The organism is Paenibacillus barcinonensis, from assembly GCF_003217495.1.
GTDB classification, from domain to species: Bacteria; Bacillota; Bacilli; order Paenibacillales; family Paenibacillaceae; genus Paenibacillus; species Paenibacillus barcinonensis.
This window is the reverse complement of the sequence record NZ_QJSW01000003.1, coordinates 396,556-413,653: the sequence shown is the minus strand read 5'-3', so window position 1 is coordinate 413,653 and position 17,098 is coordinate 396,556. Positions and strand designations below refer to the sequence as shown.

General features: G+C 46.9%; 14 protein-coding genes. 13 read left to right on the top strand and 1 reads right to left on the bottom strand.

What is annotated here, in order from left to right; all coding sequences use genetic code 11:
* The first annotated feature begins 403 nt into the window (after positions 1-403).
* The 6 genes from DFQ00_RS07555 to DFQ00_RS07530 all read left to right on the top strand — a co-directional run bounded on the left by DFQ00_RS07555 (position 404) and on the right by DFQ00_RS07530 (position 8,033).
* Entirely contained in the window at positions 404-2,173 is a 1,770-nt protein-coding gene (locus tag DFQ00_RS07555; RefSeq protein WP_341866253.1) for a cache domain-containing sensor histidine kinase, read from the top strand.
* Positions 2,163-2,954 (top strand): response regulator, encoded by a 792-nt coding sequence (locus tag DFQ00_RS07550; protein WP_110895851.1) that lies wholly within the window; start codon positions 2,163-2,165, stop codon positions 2,952-2,954. The genes DFQ00_RS07555 and DFQ00_RS07550 overlap by 11 nt, the downstream gene beginning before the upstream one ends.
* Positions 2,955-3,098: 144 nt before the next feature.
* A complete protein-coding gene (locus DFQ00_RS07545) occupies positions 3,099-4,436 on the top strand; it encodes an extracellular solute-binding protein (protein WP_110895850.1) in 1,338 nt (445 codons plus the stop codon).
* Positions 4,437-4,527: 91 nt separating this feature from the next.
* Positions 4,528-5,409 carry a carbohydrate ABC transporter permease gene (locus DFQ00_RS07540; protein WP_110895849.1) on the top strand — a complete coding sequence of 294 codons (882 nt, stop codon included), beginning with the start codon at positions 4,528-4,530 and terminating at the stop codon, positions 5,407-5,409.
* Between the two features lie 55 nt (positions 5,410-5,464).
* The gene (locus tag DFQ00_RS07535; protein WP_244213730.1) at positions 5,465-6,328 is read left to right on the top strand and encodes a carbohydrate ABC transporter permease; all 864 of its coding nucleotides are present in this window, start codon (positions 5,465-5,467) and stop codon (positions 6,326-6,328) included.
* Positions 6,329-6,623: 295 nt separating this feature from the next.
* Positions 6,624-8,033 carry an MATE family efflux transporter gene (locus DFQ00_RS07530; protein ID WP_110895847.1) on the top strand — a complete coding sequence of 470 codons (1,410 nt, stop codon included), beginning with the start codon at positions 6,624-6,626 and terminating at the stop codon, positions 8,031-8,033.
* Between the two features lie 362 nt (positions 8,034-8,395).
* Here DFQ00_RS07530 and DFQ00_RS07520 read toward each other — a convergent pair whose 3' ends face one another.
* Entirely contained in the window at positions 8,396-8,824 is a 429-nt protein-coding gene (locus tag DFQ00_RS07520; RefSeq protein WP_167433630.1) for a hypothetical protein, read from the bottom strand.
* Positions 8,825-9,566: 742 nt separating this feature from the next.
* Between DFQ00_RS07520 and DFQ00_RS07515 the strand changes: the two genes are divergently transcribed.
* The 7 genes from DFQ00_RS07515 (at position 9,567) to DFQ00_RS07485 (ending at position 17,037) form a co-directional block, all read left to right on the top strand.
* Positions 9,567-10,463, top strand: coding sequence for a helix-turn-helix transcriptional regulator (locus tag DFQ00_RS07515; RefSeq protein ID WP_244213724.1), 897 nt, complete (start codon positions 9,567-9,569; stop codon positions 10,461-10,463).
* A 261-nt stretch (positions 10,464-10,724) separates the two neighbouring features.
* Positions 10,725-11,435, top strand: a complete 711-nt coding sequence (locus DFQ00_RS07510) for a response regulator transcription factor (protein WP_110895844.1) — start codon at positions 10,725-10,727, stop codon at positions 11,433-11,435.
* Positions 11,432-12,949 carry a sensor histidine kinase gene (locus tag DFQ00_RS07505; RefSeq protein ID WP_110895843.1) on the top strand — a complete coding sequence of 506 codons (1,518 nt, stop codon included), beginning with the start codon at positions 11,432-11,434 and terminating at the stop codon, positions 12,947-12,949. The genes DFQ00_RS07510 and DFQ00_RS07505 overlap by 4 nt, the downstream gene beginning before the upstream one ends.
* Before the next feature lie 66 nt (positions 12,950-13,015).
* Positions 13,016-14,122, top strand: coding sequence for a TolB-like translocation protein (locus tag DFQ00_RS07500; RefSeq protein WP_208643762.1), 1,107 nt, complete (start codon positions 13,016-13,018; stop codon positions 14,120-14,122).
* 234 nt (positions 14,123-14,356) lie between these two features.
* A complete protein-coding gene (gene trhO, locus DFQ00_RS07495) occupies positions 14,357-15,244 on the top strand; it encodes an oxygen-dependent tRNA uridine(34) hydroxylase TrhO (RefSeq protein ID WP_110895900.1) in 888 nt (295 codons plus the stop codon).
* Positions 15,245-15,265: 21 nt separating this feature from the next.
* Positions 15,266-15,904 carry a helix-turn-helix transcriptional regulator gene (locus DFQ00_RS07490; RefSeq protein WP_341866252.1) on the top strand — a complete coding sequence of 213 codons (639 nt, stop codon included), beginning with the start codon at positions 15,266-15,268 and terminating at the stop codon, positions 15,902-15,904.
* 230 nt (positions 15,905-16,134) lie between these two features.
* Positions 16,135-17,037 carry an Rpn family recombination-promoting nuclease/putative transposase gene (locus tag DFQ00_RS07485; RefSeq protein ID WP_110895840.1) on the top strand — a complete coding sequence of 301 codons (903 nt, stop codon included), beginning with the start codon at positions 16,135-16,137 and terminating at the stop codon, positions 17,035-17,037.
* Positions 17,038-17,098: the final 61 nt, after the last annotated feature.

Here is a 17,098-nt window from a genome sequence, read left to right as displayed (position 1 = left end):
TATAAAAATGATATTTCGATAACAATTGTTGAGTCAACTCAAATCAAAAAAATAATTAATTATTACATTAGATGTAAAAGAGTTAGTTAGAAAGGGAGAGAAGGAAGGGAGCAAACAAAGCGCTCCGCTTCTCTCTCTTTTTTGTATTCTGATTTGTAAAGAACGCTTAAATTTATTGATTAACAACTCAAACTGTGCTATTTTGAATTCGGTTAGTTTAATCAATAAACTAAGCGGAGCTTTGCTAAAAAAAATAGTAAATTCAAAGAAAAATATTTGCAAGCGCTTCAATGATTAGAACAGCATACACAGACGAATCCGGCATCGAGTGTAACCCGTCATCCAGAATACGGGCGTGAGATGGTGGTTTCTTTACCATGCAGAAAGAGGGGGATTTTGGACGGTGCAGCGGCAAATCAGACCTTTGAACTCACTTCGTAATCAGATCTTTGTCGGTTTTGTGATGGTAATGCTCGTGGTTCTGCTCATCGCAGGGATTACGGCATATGACCGTGTAGCGTCTTTGCTGAAAAGCAATGCGGAGAAGCACATCCAGCAGACCGCCGTACAGGCTAGCGGCAGGCTGGACGCGCTTATCGCACAGGTCAATTCCTTAACGGCCCAGGTTGCAGATAATACCTATCTTCAGCGTCTGTTATATGAGGAGAAACGGGGGAAAAAGGCCACCTTTAATCAGCGGCAGGCACTCCTGCAGATCGCGGGCAGCTATCAATCCTTCATTAATGGTGCACAGAGCATGGAAATTTACACGACGAATTACAGCCGAATATTTCCGATGGATGATCGTTCGCTGAGCCACAGGCTGGATCGAGGGTGGATTGTTCAAGCCGATGAGGGCAAGGGGCGGCTGGTATGGGCCGGCTCTGATCCCGATGACCCAAGTATTCTTCTGGCCATTCGGCGAATCAACTTGCTGGATCGTTCTTTTGAGCATGGCGGTTATGTGGTTGTGCGGATGCAGCGCAGTTTTTTTCAACTGAATGATTCAGAGGGTTCGGACGGCTCTCAGGATTCAATCATGCTGCTGGACGGCGGCGGGGAGGTCGTGACCTCCAATCTGGATGTACACCTTGATCCTCAGGCCGTGATGAATAGTGAATCTGTCGTGCAGAATGGCAAGGAGTCGTATATCGTGGTGAAGCAGCGATCCGAGCTAACAGGCTGGACGCTTGCCGTGCTGACCCCCCTGCGGGAAACGACCGAAGGAGTGTCCATCCTGAGAACGGCTTTATTTGTGTCGGGCGTTATTGGCGTTGTGCTTTTTCTGGTGATGTCCTTCTTTCTGTCTACGATGATTACTCGTCCGTTAATTCGCTTGATGAGGGCAATGCGGGGAGCGCAGCCGGGAGCGATGAGGCCGAATCTTATGGTTAGCTCCACTTCGGAGATCAATGAGCTGAATGAGGTGTATAACCAGATGGTCTACAGGCAGAATGAGCTGACACAGGTGGTGCATGACAAGGAAGTGATGCAGTCCCGGGCGGAGCTGAAGGCGCTACAATCACAGATTAACCCTCATTTCCTGTTCAATACGCTGGAAGCCTTCTACTGGTCCTTGGAGGATAAAGGGGAGGAGGAGATGGCGCGAATGGTCATCGCAATGTCCCATTTGTTTCGTTATATCATCTCCAGTCCGCATCAGGATGAATGGGTGACGATTGCGGACGAGCTTGAGCATGTAGAGCGGTATCTGAACATTATGCAGATGCGGCTTGGCGACAGGATGCAATGGGAGATCCGGCTGGGTGAAGAGCTGCGCACAGTACCGATGCCCAAGCTGCTGATCCAGCCACTGGTGGAAAATGCCGTGTTGTATGGCGTAGAGAGCACTTTAAAACCTGGAAGCATAGAGATTAACGTGTATCCATCATCCATCACAGGTTTAGTAGGTGTGGAGGTGCGCGATCATGGGCCGGGCATAGAGACGGAGCGTCTCCAGACCATCCATCAGGCACTAAAGGGCGGTGATCCATTGGCCCCCGGTAGAGGGACTGGTGTAGGGCTGGTTAACGTACATCAGCGTCTTCAATTGTACTTTGGCGGTGGCCAGCTAGGCGAGTATGCCAGACTTGTGGTAGAGAGTGAAGCGGGAGCTGGAACGGTTATTCGTTTTGAAATTCCTAGGGGAACGGAGGCTTCATATGATTCATGAAAAAACGATTCTGATAGTGGACGACGAACCTCGCACAAGAGAAGGGATTCGCAAAACACTGGAGGCATGGTATGCCGGGAAGAACCGGATACAGACAGCGTCTAGCGGTGTTGAGGCCAAAGAATGGCTCGCCAGCCAGCCGGCAGATCTGCTGATCACGGATGTGCGTATGCCGGAATTTTCCGGCTTGTCGCTGGTGGAGGCGATTCAGCACTTTCCTAGTAAACCTGCGGTTCTCATTATGTCGGGGTATGCGGACTTCAGTTATGCACAGCAGGCGATCAAGCTGGGCGTGGTGGATTATTTATTGAAACCCATTGAGAAGCAGCAGCTGCTCCAGACGGTAGAAAAAGCACTTCATATTCATGAGCAGCAGCGGCGCATCCAGGCCATGCAGGAGATCGTTGATCCCAAGCTGGTGGATATCCGGGAGCGGAGAGAGCAGCAGGTCGATACCCCGATTGGAGAAGCCCTGTCCTACATTGAGGCACATCTGGGCGAGCCCATAACGATGCGGGAGCTTGCCGACTCCGTGCACCTGAACTCCAGTTATTTTAGCGTATTGTTCAAAGAGCAGGTCGGACTGAATTTCAGTGAGTATCTTATGCGTAAACGTGTTCAGCGGGCGAAGGAATTACTGGTGCAGACCCTGCTTCCTATATCAGAGATTGCCGGGAGAGTGGGCTACCAGACGGATAAATATTTTATCAAAGTGTTCAAAAGCCTGGAGGGCATCAGTCCAAGCAAATACCGCCATACCGTAAATGAGAAGAGTTCGTAAGCGGATATGCGTCATATAGAAAAAACCTCTTAAAATAGTGGAGTTTTACCAAATCATCCTATCCTTATGGGGTGGAAGGGCCCATGCTACAATTTTAGTAAAGCGGTTACAAAGACCGCAATTCCACTATTGGGGGTTGGAAATATGAATAAAAAGACACTGGCCATGCTTCTGTCATGGACGCTGCTTCTGGCTGTCATTCTGTCTGGATGCAACAACGCAGGCTCTGGTGCAGGCAATGAATCTGGCAATAATGCAAGCGGTGGTGACAAGGGCGCAGATGGCAAAGTAACGCTGAAGTTCATGCATCTCTGGCCTGCTGGCAGCTCGGCACAACAGAACAAGCTGGTCAATGATATTATCCAGCAGTATCAGACCGATAACCCAAATGTGACGATTAAGCAGGAAGTGCTGGAGAATGAACAATACAAGAACAAGCTGAAGATTTTGTCCGCTTCCAATGAGCTTCCTGATGTCGGTGTAACCTGGGCTGCGGGTTTTCTGGAGCCTTACGTAAAGGGTAATCTGTTTGCACCGCTGGATGAGCTGCTGAATGGTTCGCTGGGCGAGAAGTTTATTGCGGGCACAACGGAGGCTTATGCAGTTGATGGGAAAACGTATGCGCTCCCAATTGAGCTGAATATCTCTCCGATCTATTATAACAAGGCGATTTTTGCAAAATACAATTTGCAGCCGCCAGCCACCTACGATGAATTCCTGAATGTGGTGAAGACGCTGACCGACAATGGTGAAGTGCCGATTGCACTGGGCAATAAGGACCGCTGGACCGGCTCACTCTGGTATATGTATCTGGCGAACCGTTTGGGCGGGGATGCGTTGGAGAAAGCCATTAACGGCTCCGGCAAGTTCGATGATCCGGCTCTGACGCAGGCTGCGGCTGAAGTGCAGAAGCTGGTGGATATGAATGCATTTAACAAAGGCTTTAACGGCTTGTCCAATGATGAGGGTAAATCTGAATTCATGAATGAAAAGGCTGCGATGTACCTGATGGGAACGTGGGAACTGCCGAACTTTACAACGAACCCGGACATCCCACAGGAATTTAAGGATAAGGTTGGGTTTTTAAAATTCCCGACGGTTGACGGGGGCAAGGGCGATATCAACAGCTGGGTAGGTGGACCGGGCGTAGGTCTGTTTGCGGCTCAGAATTCGAAGGTGAAGGACGAGGCACAGAAATTTATTCAATACTTTGTGGAAAAATGGGGTGAAAGCTCGGTGACCGAGGCGGGGGTGATTCCCGCGACCAAAGTTGATACGGCTGCTGTACAGCTGCCGCAGCTTTATATTGATCTGCTGAATGAGCTGAATCAGGCAAGCAGCCTGACGCTCTTCGCAGACGTGCAGATGAAGCCGGCTGCCGCTCAGGCGCATCTGGATATGATTCAGGCGTTGTTTGGCAAAGCAGTCACACCGGAGGACTTTGTGAAGAATCATCAGGCCGCCATCGACAAGGGTAACTAATGTGCCCTGCTGCTTCTGCTGCTGGTTAAAGGTGAGGAATACCTCACCTGCACCATCTGAATGCTTGAATGCTTGAAGGGAGGACCCTGTCTTGGACAAAGTCATGTCGAACCGTCTGGTCGCTGCGCTGTATGTGCTTCCTGCACTGCTGCTGCTGCTGGTTCTGGTCTACATCCCGATTGTACTCACTGGATACTACGGTTTGATGCAATGGGACGGGATCGGGGCAATGACGTTTATTGGTCTGGATAACTACACGACACTGCTGAAGGACGGAACGTTCTGGCAGAGTGCGAATCATACCTTTTTATTAGCCTTGTTCTCTGCGCTGAGCCTCATCGGTTATCTGATGATTGCGCTGGTGCTGTCAGGTAAGATCAAGGGCGCCAATTTTTTTCGCAAAATATATCTGATTCCGATGCTGCTGTCTTCCGTTGCCATCGCCCAGTTATGGCTGAAAATCTATCACCCGAGCAACGGTGTGCTAAACAGTTTTCTCGAAGCGATCGGCTTCAGCAATCCGCCAGCCTGGCTGGCAGAGCCATCTCTGGTGCTGTATGCCCTGTTTGTGCCCATCCTATGGCAGTATGCAGGCTTCTATATTTTGATCTACTATGCGGCACTCAAAAACATCCCGGAATCGCTAATTGAGGCCGCACGCATTGACGGTGCGAACCCGTGGCAGATTGCGCTCCGCATCAAGCTGCCGCTGATCACGGAAGTGATTAAGGTGACCGTTGTGCTGGCTGTGGTCGGCTCGCTGAAATATTTTGACCTCATCTATGTCATGACGGATGGCGGCCCGAATGGTTCCAGTGAAGTGATGGCCTCCTACATGTATCGTCAGGCGTTTCGCAGTTTTGACTTTGGATACGGCAGCGCAGTAGGCTTCTTCCTTCTGCTGATCTGTCTGGTCGTGACCTGGCTGCTACGCAAGGCTACGGCATCCAAAGATACAATTCAGTATTCCTGATGCATACGTCAAATGAAAGGAGGTCATCTTGTTGAAGATGGAACTGGCTGTTCGGATGCCGGCAGGCCCGGAGACAGGTCATAGCCCTGCATGGACGAGAAGGCTTGGGTATGTCCTGCTCTATGTGCTGCTGTCTCTGGTGGCTTTGCTGCAAATTTTGCCATTAGTGTGGCTGCTGTTATTTTCACTTAAAAATAATCAGGAAGTATTTAACATGGCGCCTTTTGCCCTCCCGGCTACACCGCGTTGGGAGAACTATGTCAAGGTATGGACAGAGGGCAATATCAGCTTATATTTTTTCAACAGTGTGTGGATTACGGTGGTTTCTGTGGTGTTTACAGTGCTGTTTGCAAGTCTGGTGACATTTGCGATCACACGGATGCGCTGGAAGGGACGTTCGCTGGTGCTGGGATTATTCATGGTGGGTCTGATGATCCCGGTGCATTCGACACTGATTCCGCTGTTCAGTCTGTTCTTGAAGCTGCATCTCACAGATCATCCGTTATCGGTCATTCTGTCTTACATTGCATTTAATATGCCGATCACGATTATGATCCTGCTTGGATTCTATTATGCACTTCCGAGAGAGGTTGAAGAGGCGGCGGTGATGGATGGCTGTTCCGTCCATCGGATTTTCTTCCGCATCGTGCTGCCGATGACCGCTTCCGTGCTTGCCACGACAGCGATCATTAATATGATCTATGACTGGAATGAATTTATTTTCGTCAACACCTTCATCAGTTCAGATGCGTATAAAACGCTGACGGTCGGAGTGCAGAACTTTATCGGGCAGTACACAACGGATTGGGGTGCGATTGGTGCTACGCTGATGATTAGCATTCTGCCGATTCTGATTGCGTTTCTGGTGCTGAGTGAACGGATTGTTGAAGGGATTGCGGCAGGCTCGGTGAAAGGATGATTGTCTGTTCTTGCTTCTGGTTGCTTTCCATTTGTTAAAATGTAACACGATACAAGCCCTTCCATTAAACGCGTGACAAGCGTAGTGGGAGGGTTTTGTTATGTCTGTAACATGATATTCTGATGTCTTAGAGAGTTATCTAGCGTGACGGATAGAAGATGTTATGAAAACGACAAAATACCTATTTCTGGAATTTTCAAAATAATTTCAATTATTTTCGTAAAAATACTGCATTTTCAAACCACCTGTGCTAACATACCCTATGAAATCAAGCCCACGTTGGAAAGGTGAGAAAATGACAGCAATATCCTCGAACCAAGAGTCCCTCCGTTCAGATGCCCAGGATTTGAAGCTTATTCGGCTGACCTGGCCTATATTCCTGGAACTCTTCTTGTTTATGTTGATGGGGAGCGTAGATACGCTCATGCTTAGTTCTGTGTCGGACAATGCCGTCTCCGGAGTGGGTGCGGCTAACCAGATTATCTCGATTGCGATTCTTGTACTTGAAGTCATTGGACATGGTGCTGCTATCGTTGTAGCCCAATATATCGGTTCGAAAAAGCTGACAGAAGCCGCACAGGTTACAGGTAACGCCATTACGCTTAACCTAGCGGTCGGATTAATCCTGAGTGTGATCTTCCTGGTGTTTGGTGGACACTTGCTGTCGCTTTTAAATATACAAGGTGAAATTTATGATTATGCTCGTTCGTATATAAGCATCGTTGGTGGCGGGATTTTCCTGCAGGCTCTCATTAATGCATTGGCGGCAACCATTCGTACACACGGTTATACCAAGGAAACGATGTATGTATCCGTGTTTATGAACGTGATTCACGTCGTGGGCAACTATGCCCTGATCTTTGGACATTTTGGCTTGCCGAAGCTGGGTGTAGAAGGGGCAGCGATTTCGACGGTGGGAAGCCGTTTCATCTGCTTGCTAATCTTCTTCTGGCTGTTGTATCGTGTGAGCGAGGTACGTGTAGATTTCGAATACTATATCAAGCTGTCCAAACATTTTATTGGCAAAATTCTACGAATCGGCATTCCATCTGCGATGGAATCTATGGTATATCACTCCTGCCAGCTCGTATTTACACTATACGTGACGTATCTGGGCGCAGAAGCCATGGCCACCAAGCAATATGCAGGCAATATTTCAAGCTACATTTATTTGTTCAGTATGGCCATCGGAATGGGCACGTCCATTATAGTTGGGCGGCTTGTCGGTGCGCGTCGTAAGGATGATGCATACAAACGTGTTTTCGACAGTGTAAAATGGGCCCTGCTCGCGACCATTGTGATTGACGTGATTATTATTATTTTCCGCGTGCCGTTGATGGGCATTTTCACGGATAATCCCGAGATTATACGGCTTGGAGCTCAGGTGCTTCTGCTCAGTCTGGTGCTTGAAACCGGACGTACCTGCAACATTGTCATCATCGGTTCGCTACGTGCGGCAGGAGATGCCAAGTTCCCGGTATATATGGGGCTGATCTCCATGGTGTGCATGAGTCTGCCACTCGGATATCTGCTGGTGTTCCAGTTGAATCTGGGGCTGGCAGGGGTATGGCTTGCCATTGCTGCGGACGAATGGACGCGTGCGGTTATCATGTACTTCCGCTGGAAGAGCCGCGCATGGGAGAAACACGAGCTGGTGGAGCATGATGAAGAAGAGGCTGGTGCACAGCCGGTTCCGGCAGTCTAATATATATTAGAAGAAATAGTTTATGAAATAATACATCGTAGTTCCTCATCTGTTATTATAGACTTACAAATAATAGTATATTTTGAGAGGAATTGATCTTTTTTGAAAAAAAAATCGCAAATGTCTTTTTAATTATTGCTATAATCATTTTTTTATACTATATGTATAGGATATGTTATAATGTGCCTACAGATTTGTCGGAACTCGCCGACTTACAGATTGAATCTGCGGTAGCAACAGGAGTTGCCGGTCTAGCTGTATACATTAGAATAAAGATAAAAAATTAGTATGTCCATTTGAAAACTTTGGTTTCTTACACAAAAATGGCCCGCTATCCTCAATGGAAGGAAAGGGGCCATTTTTTAGTTGATTTTTACTGTGCCTAATTGATATTTATTGGGGTTTAATACTGCATATGGATACTCACCATATTTTGAGCTACCGTCCCATAGATACCATCCATCACCAGATCCATTTGTGTAATTTTTATAGATCAGTCCTTTTCCTGCTTTAGCTGCATCTGTAAGTCTTTTCAAGCTTCTACCATCATTAATTGTTGAAAAGAGATCATATGCTGTGTATGACCAAGCTAAGATATTAAGATAAGGGATAAATTTAGCAGCTGTAGAGGAACCATATTTTGCAATTAGCTTGTTTTTGGCAGCTGTAATTCCAGACGATGCCGCGGTTTCTACTGCTAATTTAAGTCCTTGTTTTGTCATAGTTAACCCAACTTTGTTTCCTAGGTCATTCGCCATAATTTGGACTGTAGCTGGAGATAAATATGTCATTTCTTGCACAACCTCAAGGGTTCTAAAATCGTAATTAGACCATCCCATTTTTTTACATAGTTAGCATCCATAGTTGTATACTTCCATGAGCCACCGTTTGGCATCTTGAAGAGTAAATTATCAGATCCAGCACTTACTTTAGAATAAGGTATTAATATACCAGCTAGTAGCAACATTGTGCACAGCATTACAAAAGTAAATTTCTTTCTTAACTCAACAAAATTAATTTAAAATTACATTATTTGACATATCATACACAGTGATGAAGAGGTCATATTCCTGGAAATATAAGGAAATCCTCAAGGGAATCATTTATCCACATTTTTAGAGAAAATCCAGATGAATGAATTTTAATAAAGCACTGTAGAAGGCGATGATTTATCCGTTATGCGGTTGACATCTTTATAATTGCCAGAAGCAAGTAGCCAGTCATGCTGCTCCTGAAAACAATAGATTAGTCAATTCTGGAATCAAATCCTAAACTTTATATGACTAGGAAGAGGACCGAGGATGTGAGTGTATTGGGGTAGGTTTGGGTGTTGAATAAAAGTTCAAAAGGGAATAATGGGGTACATATTGCTTATAGATTTAATAATCACTAAACAAAGAAGAAGCCGAAAGATATCACTTGCCCGTGCAGGGCAAGATACCCTGGCTCTTCTTTTTTTGTTTTCCGCAAAAATGATCAAAACGGCTCCTGCGCGAACACGTATAGTAAGGATATGGAAGGAGGCATCCTCGATTGAGCCGATATCAGGAGATGATTCAAGACAGCTTGTTCTATATCGAAAACCATCTGCATGAGGAGATAGGACTGGAAGCTGTGGCTTCGAAGGCGCTGTTGTCGCCATATCACTATCACCGCGTATTCCGGGATGAGGTAGGAATGACCGTGGTCGATTACATTCGTTATCGCCGAATGAGTCTGGCCTCTACTGCGCTTCGTTCTACGGATACAGGGATTCTGGATATATCTCTTGCTTGTGGATTTGAAAGTCAGGAAGCGTTTACTCGTGCTTTTCGCAAAATGTATGGCATGCCGCCAGGGCGTTTTCGCAAATTATTTGATTTGAGGCTGTTTACTGGAAAAACCAGAGGAGGAGAGTTACAGATGAATGATGCAACGACAATCAAAGGCTGGATGTTAACTGGAAGTCACCCGCAAAACTATGAGATGGGCATTGACCCTGCGGAGGTACATCAAGGGAAAGCCTCGGGCTATCTCAAGGCCGTTACACCGATGGAGCCGAACGAGTTTGCTACGATGATGCAGCAGTTCAGGGCAGATAAATACGTTGGTAAACGGATGAAGCTGACTGGTTTTGTCAAAACCGACCGTGTGGATTCCTTCTGCGGACTATGGATGCGTGTGGATAACCATGTCCACGATGTGCTGCAGTTTGATAATATGCACAACAGGCCGATTACGGGTACACAGCCATGGAATCAGTACAGCATTGTGCTGGATGTGCCGACAGAGAGCGCAGTCATTTCGTTCGGGGTGATCCTGAATGGTAAAGGAAAAGTATGGGTGGACAGCTTCCGCTTCGAGGAAGTGGATCTGAACACATCTGTGACCCATATGGAGACGGAATATGAGATGTCGGACGAGCCGTTAAATCTATCGTTTGAGGAATAAGAAATCAGGCGACAGCTTTCCGAAGAGGAAATTCGGAAGCTGCTGCTGTAGTTTCATTGATTGAGGATCAGAATACATGGGCCAATCCATCTGTGGAATGGCTCTTTTTGCTGTCTTTGGGGTATAAAAAGAAAAAGGGCAGCGTGCAGGTTAGATCATACTTGCCTACTGCTGTAAACCAATAAACTTTCATGGCGTAATATTCGCGATCTTGTTAACATAAACCCATAACTTATGACAGAGATAAAAAGGATGAATCCGATGAATAGAAAAGTGCTTGTTGTTGATGACGAATCCAGCATTGTCAGTGCTATTGCCTATGCCCTTCGGCGTGAAGGTTATGAAGTAGAGACGGCGAATGACGGCGAAGAAGCTCTAGTCAAGGTAGCCTCATTTCATCCGCAGGTCATGATTCTGGATGTGATGATGCCGAAGCTGGATGGATATGGCGTTTGCCGCAGGCTGGAGGATCGCGAGGATATCGGCATTATTTTGCTGACCGTCAAAAATGAGCTTGTTGATAAAATTGTCGGCCTTGAAATGGGTGCAGATGATTATATGACCAAACCGTTTGAAATTCGCGAGCTGCTGGCCCGCGTGAAGGCACTGATGCGTCGAGTGGAGAAAACGAGTCAGCCGCAGGACGATGCCAAAAGTCAGGCCATTGTGAATGGAGCACTGCGTATACATGTTGCTCACCGCACAGTGACAGTGGGTGAAGAGAAGCTGGACCTAACGCCAAAGGAGTTCGATCTGCTGACCATTCTGATGTCCAATCCAGAACGGGTATATACACGGGATGATCTGCTTGACCGGGTGTGGGGCATGGAGTATGCGGGCGGCACAAGGACGGTAGACATTCATATCCAGCGTTTGCGCAAAAAAATCGGGGACACCGACCAGCAAATGCTGCAAACGGTGTATGGCATTGGATACAAGGCGGCTGCCCCTGAAGCAGGCGGGATGTCATGAGAGTAAGCATCAAGCTGAAATTCAGTGTATTTCTGGCGGCACTGCTTATTCTCACCGTGGTTGTGCTGAGTTCTCTTGTGCTGCGAGGGATTGAGCTTAATCAGCAATCACAGGTTGAAGGGATTCTGGCGCAGCAGACGCGGCTGGTCAATTTGAATGTTCGCCAAGCATACTATACAGAGGCGGTGCGTCTGGAGCCGGAATTGTTCCTGCAGCAGAATGGGCGCAGATTGACAAAGGCACTTGCCGACTCGACAGGTTTGCCCATTGCGCTGTATGACATGAGTGGCAAACAGGTGGGAGCGTCTTTTGCTCCAGGTGAGAGCGAACTTATACAGGAGACACTGAATTATGCATTACAAAATAAAATAGCCTACCATGAGCAGGGGGATACCCTGCTTTATGCTGCGCCGCTGGATGGTCCCGAGGGACAGATTGGTGTGATCTGGATTCAATATTCCGTGCAGAGTTATCATGACTTTTATGCGCGGATTCTTCAGCTGTTTATATGGGCAGGCATCACGGTAGTTGCGCTCAGCTTCATTCTCGGCTATCTATTCTTCAACCGCTTTGCTGTAGCGATTACCCGATTGAAAAAATCAGCGGCCTCGATTCAAGCAGGGAACTACATCACCGAATCTCCGGTCAAGCGTAAGGATGAGCTGGGTGATCTGGGGCAAGGCATCTATTATATGAGCACATCTATTCAGCAGAATATTACGGCGATGCATGCCGAGCAGCAGAAGCTTCAGCTGGCGATTGAGAAGCTGCAGGCATTGGAGCAGCAGCAGAAACAATATATCGGCAATATCAGCCATGAGTTCAAGACACCACTGACATCCATTAAGGCATACGTGGAGCTGCTGAGTATGTACAAGGATGATCCGCAACTGCTGGACGATGCCACGAATAATATCGGTAAAGAAACCGAACGCTTATATGAAATGGTGGAGAAGGTACTGCATCTGTCTGCGCTTGAAAAATATGATTTTGAGAATCAGGCGGAGGATGTGGAGATTGCTGCATTGCTGGAGGATGCTTGTGGACGAATGCGAGGCAAGGTGGAGAAGTTTGCGCTAAACATGGAATTGAGACTTGAGCCTGCTGTCATTCACAGTGACCGGGAGAGTCTGATGCATATTTTCATCAATCTATTGGATAATGCGATCAAGTATAACGTTCATGGAGGTATGATCAGGGTTGAGAATGAACTGCGGATGAAGGAGCGGCAAGTGGTCATTCACATCTATAACTCAGGTACGCCAATTCCCGAAGAGGCACAGGAGAAGATTTTTGAACCTTTTTACACCGTTAACAAGGACAGGGCTCGAAAAACAGGCGGAACGGGACTCGGTCTATCCCTCGTCAAGCAGTTTGTGGAGAAGCAGGGCGGAACCATTACCTTGCTGCCGAGCGATCAAGAGCATCAAGATGGTGTAACATTCCAACTCGTGTTCCCGCTGTCAGAACCAGATATAGATACAAGTTTACAAGTTGGAAACAAGTCTGAATAACTTTGGAAGTATGCCAGCCTTATGATTGGTCTATATACATCAGAGACCGAGGGGGACCATGAGATGATGAATTGCATGAAAGCGGCGTTTGGAGCACTGGGGGCAGTCGCCCTGTTAACAACTGTTGCGTGTGGAAATACGATAGAGCCATCTGGAAATACACAAGGAGCGAAAACAGGTACAGATATTACCGTGAAAGATAACACCAATACGTCCGTATACCAGAATTTTAAGCTTGAGAAAATAGATAAATTGCCTAATATGCGCGGAGTAGCCTGGTTGAGCGAGAGCGAGATCATCACAGATAAAGAAAACACATCCATGAAATCTGTCCGTGTAGAGGGGGAGGAACGGTACCCTCATAACCTGTACATGGTTGATCTGACGAAAGGTACGGACACCTTGCTCAAGGAAAGTGAAGTCAATTTGGGAGCGCCGCAGGTGTCACCGGATGGACAGCATCTCTTCTATTGGGAGACAGAGGAAACGACAGGCTGGCCCTTCATTCTGAACCTGCAGAGCGGAGAAGCCGTTGCGGCTGGCAAACAGGATGGATTTATTCAGGAAGGTGCCTGGCTGGATAATGAACATGTTGTTTTTGCCAATATGAAAGGGGATCTGATCTCGGCTGCACTGGATGGCAGCACAAAGGTGCTGGTAGAGACGGGTAGCTTTAATGTGAGCAGCATCAAGGTGTCGAACAACGTGATCTATTACATTACCGGAGAAGACGGCCAGCTGAATGCTTATGATGCAAAGACCGGTGAAGTGAGACAGGTGCTCAAAAGCGTGGAATGGGTTATTCCTTCGAACGACGGAACAAGGCTTGCGATTGTAAAAAGAACAGCGGATACCAAACGGGCGCTGGTGCTCACCGACCTGGAAGGTAATGAAAAGGCCACACTTGCCAGAGGCACACAGATTTTTGGCACAAGCTGGTCGGGTGACGACTCCAAGATTGCGTATACGATTAATTCCGATAAGGATAATGAAAAGGGATTATTTGTTTCCAATACAGAATCCGCAGAGCAATTCCAGATCTCCGCAGATATGGACAATGTGGCTGATGCATTAGCCTGGAGCCCGCAGGGAAACAAAATTTTACTGTCACAATCGGTGATGGAAAATGAAACGTACCACTTTGTAACCTCCATCATTACGATTTCAGAATAGGGGCTGAACAGAAGTGCGTTCCATATCTTTCATGCCTTTCTATACATTTATATTGACTAAGTCCTTGCGCTTCCGATAAACTAGTATGCAGGAATATATAATCGAATGGTAGACAGCAGTTCGGGACGATGTTTCGGGCGGCTGTTTCTTTTCTTTTTTTGCAAGTCAGGGTGCAACGTAGGTGGCTCGCCGGAGGAACCGGCCAACAACATGGAAGAGGAACAGGTGATGTACATGTGTAACAGCGCGTACCGCGTGCTTTTATATTATAAGTTCGTGAAGATTGAAGACCCCGAGACGTTTACGCAGGAGCATCTGCAATACTGTAAAGACCTGGGAGTGAAAGGCCGTATTCTCATTGCTTCCGAGGGTATCAACGGTACGGTATCGGGAACGCCTGAACAGACAGAGCAATATATGAAGGATATGCTTGCCAACCCGCTTTTCAAGGATATGGTGTTCAAGATTGACGATGTGCAGGAGCATGCGTTCAAAAAAATCTTTGTGCGTCATAAGGCAGAGCTGGTGACATTCCGCGTAGATGAAGAGCTTGATCCGAATGAGATCAGCGGTAAACGCCTTTCGCCGAAGGAATTCCATGAGCATCTGCAGCGGGAGGATGTCATCGTCATTGATGGTCGTAACGACTACGAGTATGAGATTGGTCATTTCCGTGGAGCCATTCGTCCCGATGTGGAATCATTCCGTGAATTCCCGGAATGGATTCGGGAAAATCTGGGCGACATGAAGGACAAAAAGATTATTACGTATTGCACTGGTGGTATTCGCTGCGAGAAGCTGACCGGGTTTATGATCAAGGAAGGATTTCAGGATGTTGCTCAGCTGGAAGGTGGCATTGTAACTTACGGGAAAGACCCGGAGGTGCAGGGACATTTGTTTGACGGCAAATGTTATGTGTTTGATGAGCGGATCTCAGTGCCAATTAACCGCACGGATGAGGATATTGTCATTGCCAGCTGTTATCACTGTGGCACGACACATGACCGATATATTAACTGTCCGACCTGCAACCTGCAGCATGTATGCTGTGAGGATTGCGAAGAGACGCATAACCGCTTTTGCTCGGATGCTTGCCGGGAGGCAGCGCCCGTACACGCATAAGCAGGAGAGCAGGTGCTGAACGTGAAGCGTGAAGAAGAACGTACAACGCGTGAACGGATTCTGTTCATGCTGAAGCAGCAAGGAACGATGACCGCCCGCGAGATCACGGGGGAGCTGGGGCTGACTGGTATGGCGATTCGTCGTCATCTGACAGCACTGGAGCAGGATGGATGGATCGAGGTACGCGAGGCTCGCGCAACCGCTGGACGCCCATCCTCGGTATATCATCTGACGGATCGTGGGGACAGCTATTTCCCGAAGTCATACTCATCCCTTACACTGGAACTGCTTGATGAATTGTCTGATACGGCAGGCAGTACCGTGGTGGATGCACTCTTCGAGGGCCGCCGTGACAAGCTGCTTCGCAGTGGCTTGCCGCAGATGGAAGGCCATGATCTTGCCGGACGTGTCGAGGAATTGGCACGTATCCAGAATGCCAACGGTTATATGGCGGGGGCATCCAGAGAAGAGGATGGCACGTATGTTATCACGGAGCTGAACTGCCCAATCGTACAAGTTGCGAGTGTATACAAACAGGCTTGTCGCTGCGAGCTGGAGCTGTTTCGCTCGCTACTACAGGCCGATGTAGAGCGCACCGAATGTTACGCCGATGGCGGCAAGAAGTGCAAGTATCAGATTCGTGAGGTATCAGGGAACTGAATGAGACGTGTGGACGTTTGATATATGGGATAAAGAGATGGTCTCTATTGGTGGAGGCTGTCTTTTTTTGTGTTTATAATGACTTTTTTGCGAATTTAGAAGCGTATTTACGTATGTTATTTGGACTAAACCTGTTATAATTAATTTAACATCCAGTGCATCGCATCTTTATATCTGTCCCACACCGAGCAGATATATATTGTTAAATTTGCGCATAGGAGAGAACAATAATGAGCGAACTTCTTGATCCCAAAAATGATTATGTGTTCAAGCGAATCTTCGGAAGTGAAGATAACAAGGATGTACTTTTAGCTTTTCTTAATCAAACCTTCAAGAATGCAGGAGAATCTCTTTTAACAGAGATCGTTTTACTGAACCCATACACGGACAAGAATACTCCGAGAGAGAAACAGTCCATACTGGATATTCACGCAAAAACAGATAAGGGTAAACTCATTAATGTGGAAATGCAGTTGTTTAACCAGTATGATTTAGAGAAAAGAACATTGTTTTATTGGGGCAAACAATTCTCTGGACAATTACTTGAAGGACAGCGTTATAATGAACTTAAGAAATGTGTAACCATCAATATTATAAATTTCAGTATGCTTCCTAACGATCAGTATCACAACATTTTTCATCTAAAAGAAGATCATACCCATATACCGCTAACAGATGATTTAGAAATTCATTTTATGGAAATTCCTAAATTAAACGATAACAACATCAAGATGGATGACGGATTAGTGCGCTGGTTATTATTTTTGAAGGGGATCACCAAATCTAGCTGGGAGGCGTTTATGATGAATGAATTGGAACCTGCTTTGAAAAAAGCCATGAGTGTGCTCGAGTTTCTAAGTCAGGATGAACAGGCGCGTCAAGAATACGAGGCACGACAAAAGTTTCTACGAGATGAGGCCTCGATGATTGAGGGAGCTCGAGAAGAGGGGCTGAAAAAGGGCCTTGAGGAAGGGCTTAAAGAGGGAATGAAAGAAGGAATGAAAGAAGGTGAAGCTGAGAGCAAACGCAAAATTGCACAAAATATGCTGGCTCTGGGCCTTGATGAGGAGATTATTATCAAAGCGACAGGTCTAAGCTCTTCTGAACTAAAAAACATCCAACAAAATAAATAAACTCAGTAGGTTAGTTCACCTACATGATTCAATAGAAAGGCAATTCGTATATTTTACGAGT